The following is a 6840-nucleotide window of genomic DNA, read 5'->3' as shown; positions in this document are numbered from 1 at the left end:
CGGCGCGGCGGTTGCAGCGCGGCCTCGGCATGGGCCACCTGCGCCGCGGGCTGCAGCGCGGCGCGCTGGTCGCGGCCTGCATCGGGCTGGGCTGGCTGGTGCATTGGCAGGTGGATTCCGTGGGCGTCTCCCCCACCGAGGCCGCCGCCCTGCCGCCGCGCTTCACGGCCGAGGCGATGCAGGCGCACCGCACCTCGCTGCTGCGCGCCGCCATGGCCTCGCAGCTGGAAGCACCGCAATTCGACCGGGACGAGATCCTGCGCAACACCGCCATCGCACTGCCGGACTTTCCGCCGGACTGGAGCGTGCTGGACGTGCAGGTCTATCCCTCCGCCGCCGGGCCCAGCGTCGCGGTGGTCTTCCGCATGCCCGGCTCCGGCCCGCTCTCGCTCTACCTGGCCCATGCGGGGCATGAGCGGCCGCTGCCGCTGCGCATGCTGCGCCGGGAGGACCGTTCCGTGGCCTATTGGCGGCGGAACGGGCTGGGCGCCGCGCTGATCGGCCACGGTGATGACGCCGCGCTGCAGAAGGCCGCCGCCCTGATGATGAGCAGCATCGCCCCCGAGGCGCACTGAGCCTGCCGCCCTGGGCGGCGCTGCGATCAAGAAACCGTGGGAGTGGAAGAAGCAGGGCCTTGGCGCCGTAGGCTTTGCGTCGCGTCACCACCGGCGCGGCCCTTGGAAATTCGCGGCCAGCACCTTCCGGGCGCCGGCCGCCAAGATCGATGTGGTGAATGATGCGGTTTGACCTGGATGCCCGCGGCTCCTGCGATGTGGCTGGTGAGGTCTGCATCATCGGCGCGGGTGTTGCCGGCATCACCGCAGCGCGGCGCCTGCTGGCGGCAGGGCGTAGCGTGGTGCTGCTGGAAAGCGGCGGGCTGGATTACGAGGCCGCGACGGCCGACCTGAACGCGGGCCGGAATGCCGGCGAGGATTACTACGAGCTGGACCACGCGCGGCTGCGGCTCTTTGGCGGCACCACCGCCATCTGGGGCGGCCGCTGCGCCGAGCTGGACCCGATCGACTTCGAGAAGCGGGACTGGGTGCCGCATTCCGGCTGGCCCATCACGGCCGCGGCCCTGGCGCCCTATTACCGGGAAGCGCGGGCCGCCTTCGGGCTTTCGCCCCGCGCCCCCACGGTGGCGGAACTGCGCGCCGGCGGCGTGCCCCTGCCGGATTTCGACCCCGCCCGCATCCACCTGCCGCTCTGGTGCTTCGACGGGCAATCGGACCGCTTCAGCTTCGCCCGCTGCCGCGACGTGGTGGAACACCCGCGCTGCACCGTCGTCACCCATGCCACCGCCACCGATATCCTGGCCACGCCCGATGCGCGGGCGGTGACCGGCGTGGTGGCGCGCGGCCTTTCCGGCGCCCGGCTGCGCGTGGCGGCCGAGAGCGTCATCCTGGCCGCTGGCGGCATCGAGAATCCCCGGCTGCTGCTGGCCGCCCGCTCCACCATGCCGATGGGCCTGGGCAATGCCTATGACCAGGTAGGCCGCTATTTCATGGAGCACCCGCATGCGCGCGGCGGGCGCATCCGCAGCCCCAGGGCCTGGGCGCTGCTGGCCGCCTTCGCGGGCCACCATCGCCTGGGTGGCGACACCGTCTCCCCCCTGGTGGCGCCGGGGGAGGCGCTGCAACGGCGGGAAGGGCTGCTGAACACTTCGCTCACCATCGCGCCGCGCCCGCCGGCGCATGGCACGCAGCACTGGGGCATGCGGCTCTATATGCGTGCCAAGCACGACATCGCGCCCAACCGCCACGGCCGCGCCGCCTGGAAGGGCGTGAAATCCGCCGTGCGGCATATCCAATCCGTCAGCGACCCACTGCGGCCCTGGCTGCTGCACCGCATGGGCAAGCTGGAACTGGCCCTGCTGGTGCGAGCGGAGCAGGCGCCCAACCCCGACAGCCGCGTCACCCTCTCGGCCGAGAGGGATGCCACCGGCCTGCCGCGCCCGGTGCTGGACTGGCGCATGACCGAACTGGACGTGCGGAGCGTGGAAGGGCTGGTGCGCGCCCTGGGCGCCGAGGCCCGCCGCCTGGGCCTGGGCGAGGTGGACCCTGCCCCCTGGCTGGCCGAATCCCCCCGCCAGTGGCAGACGGACCCGCTGGTCAGCACCCACCCGATCGGCGGCTACCACCACATGGGCACCACGCGCATGTCCTCCGACCCTCGCCGGGGGGTGACGGATGCCCGCGCGCGCGTGCATGGGATCTCGAATCTCTATGTGGCGGGAAGCTCGCTCTTCACGACCTCCGGCTGGGCGAACCCCACGCTGACCATCGCGGCGCTGAGCCTGCGCATCGCGGATGATATCCTGGCGAGTGCCCAGGTGCCGCTGGCGGTGGCGGCGTGACGCAAAAGCCGGGGGAATGAATTCCCCCGGCCCCCCATCTTCTTTCTTCGAGTTTCGAGTTGTACGGCCTTGCCAATGCGCGCGCTTGAACTGGAAGAAAAAAGAAGGGGTCTGGGGAATTCATTCCCCAGCCTTCCTTACACGACGATCCCACCCGCCTTCAGCACGAAATCCGCGATCTCCGCCACGCCCTGATTGGCCTTGAGATTGGTGAAGATGAAGGGGCGTTCCCCGCGCATCTTCTTCGAATCCCGGTCCATCACGGAAAGGTCGGCGCCCACCAGCGGCGCGAGGTCGGTCTTGTTGATCACCAGCAGGTCGGAGCGCGTGATGCCCGGCCCGCCCTTGCGCGGGATCTTGTCGCCGGCCGAGACGTCGATGACATAGATCGTCAGGTCCGCCAGCTCCGGGCTGAAGGTGGCGGCCAGGTTGTCGCCGCCGCTTTCGATGAACAGCACTTCCAGGCCGGGAAAGCGGCTGTTCATCTCATCCACGGCGGCGAGGTTGATGGAGGCATCCTCGCGGATGGCGGTATGCGGGCAGCCGCCGGTCTCGACGCCGATGATGCGGTTGGGCTCCAGCGCGCCGGAGCGGGTGAGGAACTCGGCATCCTCCCGCGTGTAGATGTCGTTGGTGATGACGGCGATGTTGTGCGCATCGCGCAGGTGCTTGCACAGCCGGTCGGTCAGCGCCGTCTTGCCGGAGCCGACGGGGCCGCCGATGCCGACGCGGAAGGGGCCGTTGGCCGAGGGGCCACGGGACACAGCGTTCATGAGCGGAAAAGCCTCGTGTATTGCGTCTCGTGACGCAGGGAGAAAAGGTCGAGCGCCGGGGCGGCTGTGCCGAGGCGGTCGAGATCGGCGGTGAGGCCGGCTTCGGTGGCAGCCTCGATGGCCGGCAGCAGGGCGGCGGTGGCGACCTGCCCATCTGTCTGCCCCAGCGGCACCAGCCGCACGCCGGCCGAGACGATATTGGCGGCGAAACTGGCCAGAAAGCCGAAGAGTGCGGCGCGCAGTGGCACATCCTGCCAGGCGGCGGCGGCACCCAGCGCCACCGGGTGCGCGATGCTGTTGCCGTGCCGTCGCGCGAAGGCGGAAAGCCGCGCATCCGGCCAGGCGACGGTGGTGACACGCAGGAAGGCGCTGCCCTGGGCCATGGTTTCCAGCGCCGTCTCGGCGGTGCCACGCCAGGCGGCGGCGAGGTCCGCGACCGTGTCCAGCGCGGCGTCCTCCCCGGCCGCGGCGGCACCATGGGCGGCGGCCAGCAGGGCGCCGTCGATGCGCCCGGCGCCGGCCTCCAGCACCGCCGTGACGTAATCCACCAGCGTCGCGCGGTCGCGCACCGCGCCATCCTCCACCGCGCGTTCCAGCCCGTGGCTATAGGTATAGGCGCCGACGGGATAGGCGGGCGAAAGCCAGCTCAGCAGCCGTGCCAGCGCCGCCGTGTCAGTGGGCGTGGAGATGGCCATCGCCATGGTCGTGCAACTCGCCGTGGCGGTGGCCGGTATGGCGGTTGTGTTCGCCATAGGCGCCGCCTTCGGGGTTGAAGGTCGCTTCCACCTTGGCCACGGTGGCGCCAAGGCCCTGCAACATGCGCAGGATGACATGGTCCTCGCGGATCAGGATGCGCTCGCTGCTGATCTCGGCGGGCAGGTGGCGGTTGCCGAGATGCCAGGCCAGCCGCAGCAGGTGTTCCGTGCTGCTGCCGCGCACCTCGATCAACGGTTCCGGCGCCGCGCGCACCAGCACCACGCCGCCGCCTTCCAGCAGCAGGCCGTCGCCATCCCGCAGCGCCACGGCTTCGGGAAGGTCCAGCAAGAAGCTGAGGCCTTTCTCACCGGTGTAACGCTTTCGGCGGCGGTGGCGGTCGTCGAAGCCGGCGGTGATGCTGTCCCTGGCGGTGCGCGCCTGCCACTGGCCGGCGGGCAGGACCTGGGTGGCGCGGGGAAGGGTGTTTTCGGTCATGGCAGGGCTCAGAACAGGAAATAGCGTTGCGCCATGGGCAGCACGGCGGCGGGTTCGCAGATCAGCAATTCGCCATCGGCGCGGACCTCGTAGGTCTCGGGGTCGATCTCGATGCGCGGCAGCGCGTCGTTCAGCACCATGTCGCGCTTGCCGATATCGCGGGTGTTCTTCACCGGCAGCAGGCGGCGATTCAGGCCAAGACTGCCAGCGAGGTCGCGCTCCAGCGAGGCGGCCGAGACGAAGGTGACGGAACTGGCCTGCATCGCCCGCCCGAAGCCGCCGAACATCGGGCGGTAATGCACCGGCTGCGGCGTCGGGATGGAGGCATTGGGGTCGCCCATCGGTGCCATGGCGATGGTGCCGCATTTCAGCACCATCTCCGGCTTCACGCCGAAGAAGGCGGGAGACCACATCACCAGATCCGCCAGCTTGCCGACCTCGATGCTGCCGACATGCTCGCTGATGCCCTGCGCGATGGCGGGGTTGATCGTGTATTTGCTGATGAAGCGGCGGATGCGGAGGTTGTCGTTGTTGCCCGTCTCGCCCGACAGGCGGCCGCGCTGCTGCTTCATCTTATGCGCGGTCTGCCAGGTGCGGATGATCACCTCGCCGACGCGGCCCATCGCCTGACTGTCCGAGGACATCATGGAAATGGCGCCGAGGTCGTGCAGGATATCCTCGGATGCGATGGTTTCCTTGCGGATGCGGGATTCCGCGAAGGCCACGTCTTCGGCGATGCGCGGGTCCAGGTGGTGGCAGACCATCAGCATGTCGAGATGCTCGTCCACGGTATTTACCGTGTAGGGCATGGTCGGATTGGTGGAACTCGGCAGGAAATTCGGCTCACCGATGACGCGCAGGATATCCGGCGCATGGCCGCCGCCGGCGCCTTCGGTATGAAAGGCCTGGATGGCGCGGCCGCCGATGGCTTTGATGGTATCCTCGACAAAGCCGCTCTCGTTCAGCGTGTCGGTATGGATGGCGATCTGGATATCGAATGCATCCGCCACGCGCAGGCAGGTGTCGATGGCCTTGGGCGTGGTGCCCCAGTCCTCGTGCAGCTTCAGCCCACAGGCACCGGCGCGGATCTGTTCCTCCAGCCCATCCGGCAGGGCCGCATTGCCCTTGCCGAGGAAGCCGAGGTTCATCGGAAAGCTTTCCGCCGCCTGCAGCATCCGCGCCATGTGCCAGGGGCCGGGGGTGGCGGTGGTGGCCAGCGTGCCATGCGCCGGGCCAGTGCCGCCGCCGAACATGGTGGTGACGCCGGAGGCCAGCGCTTCCTCGATCTGCTGCGGACAAATAAAGTGGATATGCGGGTCGATGCCGCCGGCGGTCAGGATGCGCCCCTCGCAGGCGATGATCTCCGTGCCCGGGCCGATGACGATATCCACGCCCGGCTGCGTATCCGGGTTGCCGGCCTTGCCGATGGCGGCGATGCGCCCGTCCTTCAGCCCCACATCGGCCTTGACGATGCCCCAGTGGTCGATGATCAGCGCATTGGTGATGACGGTATCCATCGCGCCCTGCTCGCGCGAGCGCTGGCTCTGCCCCATGCCGTCGCGGATGACCTTGCCGCCGCCGAACTTCACCTCCTCGCCATAGGTGGTGAGGTCGCGCTCCACTTCGGCGAACAACTCGGTATCCGCCAGCCGCAGCTTGTCGCCCACGGTGGGGCCATACATGCCGGCATAGGCGGTGCGGGAGATTCTCGTTGCCATGGCTCAGGCCTTCCCTTCCGTCTCGCCGCGGAAGCCGTGCACGATGCGGTCCCCACCGTATTCCACCAGACGCACCCGGCGGCTCTGCCCGGGCTCGAAGCGCATGGCGGTGCCGGCGGCGATATCCAGCCGCCGCCCGCGCGCCTGCGCGCGGTCGAAATGCAGCGCAGGGTTGGTCTCGGAGAAATGGTAGTGGCTGCCGACCTGGATCGGCCGGTCGCCGGTATTGGCCACTTCCAGTTCCACCGCCTCCCGCCCCGCGTTCAGTTCGATCTCACCAGACGCGACGATGACTTCACCAGGAATCATGCGGCGCTTCCTTCAGCGGATCGGGTTGTGGACGGTGACGAGCTTGGTGCCGTCGGGGAAGGTGGCTTCCACCTGGATCTCGTGGATCATCTCCGGGATGCCGTCCATCACCTGCTCGCGGCCCAGCACGGTGGCGCCATCGCGCATCAGTTCCGCCACGCTGCGGCCGTCGCGCGCGCCTTCCACCACGTAATCGGTAATTAAGGCGATGGCCTCGGGATGATTCAGCTTCACCCCGCGTGAGAGCCGCCTGCGCGCCACCTCCGCCGCCATGGCAATCAGCAGCTTGTCCTTTTCGCGCGGCGTCAGATGCATGGGGCTCTCCTTCGGATCAATTCTGGCGCCGGCGCGCTCAACTCGTCCACAAGCGCGGCAGGCGGGCGGGCAGGCTGAGCACGCCGGCGCGCAGCACCGGAATGGCGCCGGCAAGCGCATCCCGCACCGCGCCCGCCGGGCCCAGGAAGCGCGCCAGCAGCAGGCCGGGGCGGGCCAG

The 6840-nt window shown here is 69.3% G+C and carries 8 protein-coding genes; 2 read left to right on the top strand and 6 right to left on the bottom strand.

The window, feature by feature from the left end:
• Together IBL25_RS23445 and IBL25_RS23440 are read left to right on the top strand one after the other, a co-directional pair.
• Positions 1-575 (top strand): anti-sigma factor (locus tag IBL25_RS23445; RefSeq protein ID WP_187780893.1); only part of this gene is annotated, 575 nt, incomplete at its 5' end.
• A 158-nt stretch (positions 576-733) separates the two neighbouring features.
• Entirely contained in the window at positions 734-2356 is a 1623-nt protein-coding gene (locus IBL25_RS23440) for an FAD-dependent oxidoreductase (protein ID WP_202986868.1), read from the top strand.
• A 137-nt stretch (positions 2357-2493) separates the two neighbouring features.
• Here the strand turns inward: IBL25_RS23440 and ureG are convergent, their stop codons facing one another.
• Genes ureG through IBL25_RS23410 form a run of 6 tightly spaced genes read right to left on the bottom strand, consistent with a single transcriptional unit; the run spans position 2494 to position 6662 of the window.
• The gene (gene ureG / locus IBL25_RS23435) at positions 2494-3129 is read right to left on the bottom strand and encodes an urease accessory protein UreG (RefSeq protein WP_187780892.1); all 636 of its coding nucleotides are present in this window, start codon (positions 3127-3129) and stop codon (positions 2494-2496) included.
• The gene (locus tag IBL25_RS23430; protein WP_456315883.1) at positions 3126-3881 is read right to left on the bottom strand and encodes an urease accessory protein UreF; all 756 of its coding nucleotides are present in this window, start codon (positions 3879-3881) and stop codon (positions 3126-3128) included. Before IBL25_RS23430 ends, ureG begins: the two co-directional genes overlap by 4 nt.
• The gene (locus IBL25_RS23425; protein ID WP_187780891.1) at positions 3802-4320 is read right to left on the bottom strand and encodes an urease accessory protein UreE; all 519 of its coding nucleotides are present in this window, start codon (positions 4318-4320) and stop codon (positions 3802-3804) included. The genes IBL25_RS23430 and IBL25_RS23425 overlap by 80 nt, the downstream gene beginning before the upstream one ends.
• 8 nt (positions 4321-4328) lie before the next feature.
• Positions 4329-6038: an urease subunit alpha gene (gene ureC, locus IBL25_RS23420; RefSeq protein WP_187780890.1), complete on the bottom strand. Its 1710-nt coding sequence runs from the start codon at positions 6036-6038 to the stop codon at positions 4329-4331.
• A 3-nt stretch (positions 6039-6041) separates the two neighbouring features.
• A complete protein-coding gene (locus tag IBL25_RS23415; protein ID WP_187780889.1) occupies positions 6042-6347 on the bottom strand; it encodes an urease subunit beta in 306 nt (101 codons plus the stop codon).
• A 12-nt stretch (positions 6348-6359) separates the two neighbouring features.
• Complete coding sequence (locus IBL25_RS23410) at positions 6360-6662, bottom strand: urease subunit gamma (RefSeq protein WP_187780888.1); 303 nt, start codon at positions 6660-6662, stop codon at positions 6360-6362.
• Positions 6663-6840: the final 178 nt, after the last annotated feature.

Source organism: Pseudoroseomonas ludipueritiae (genome assembly GCF_014490445.1).
GTDB classification, from domain to species: domain Bacteria; phylum Pseudomonadota; class Alphaproteobacteria; order Acetobacterales; family Acetobacteraceae; genus Pseudoroseomonas; species Pseudoroseomonas ludipueritiae.
Note: the sequence above shows the minus strand (reverse complement) of the source record. Positions and strands in the feature narration are given on the sequence as shown.